Source organism: Faecalibacterium tardum (assembly GCF_040096515.1).
Classification (GTDB): Bacteria; Bacillota; Clostridia; order Oscillospirales; family Ruminococcaceae; genus Faecalibacterium; species Faecalibacterium tardum.
The window spans coordinates 1-616 of sequence record NZ_JBBMEO010000104.1 but is presented as its reverse complement, the minus strand read 5'-3'; the positions used below and the strand labels follow the sequence as shown (position 1 = coordinate 616).

Sequence of the window (616 nt, the reverse complement as noted above, 5' to 3'; positions counted from 1 at the left end):
ACTGGCCCTCGATGTGCTGCACCGCTTCGGTAAGCTGGTCTGCAAGGTTTGCATCTTCGATTGGTGCAACGGTCAGGTCATGGCCGTACTGGGTGCTTTCTAGTTCCAAATTTCCCAGCACCATTTCCGGATGGTCTACAAAATACTGATTGATATTGAAGCCATCTTCGGTCTGCCCCAGCTGCACCCATGCAGGTTCGATGTCTGCAGGGCGGTCACGCTTCTGCAAAAAGAGGATATCCGAAACAACCTCGGTGCTTGCATTTGCCTTAAAAGCGTTGTTGGGTAAGCGGATGGCTCCCAGCAAATCAGCACGTTCCGCCATGTACTTGCGGGCACTGCTGTCTTTGCTGTCCATCGTGAAACGGCTGGTCACGAAAGCAATCACGCCGCCCGGTCGGATCTGGTCGATAGTCTTGGCGAAAAAGTAGTTGTGGATAGAAAAACCCAGTTTGTTGTACGCCTTGTCGTTGACTTTGTACTGACCGAAAGGGACATTACCTACGGCAAGGTCGTAAAAATCTCGGCGGTCGGTGGTTTCAAAGCCAGCAACCGTAATGTCGGCCTGTGGATATAGTTTTTGGGCGATGCGTCCGGTGATGGAATCCAGTTCCAC

General features: G+C 51.9%; 1 protein-coding gene. It reads right to left on the bottom strand.

Annotation, left to right across the window (positions count from 1 at the left end; all coding sequences use genetic code 11):
- On the bottom strand, positions 1 to 616 hold a 616-nt coding region (locus WMO44_RS14970), incomplete at both ends, for a class I SAM-dependent methyltransferase (RefSeq protein ID WP_494337437.1).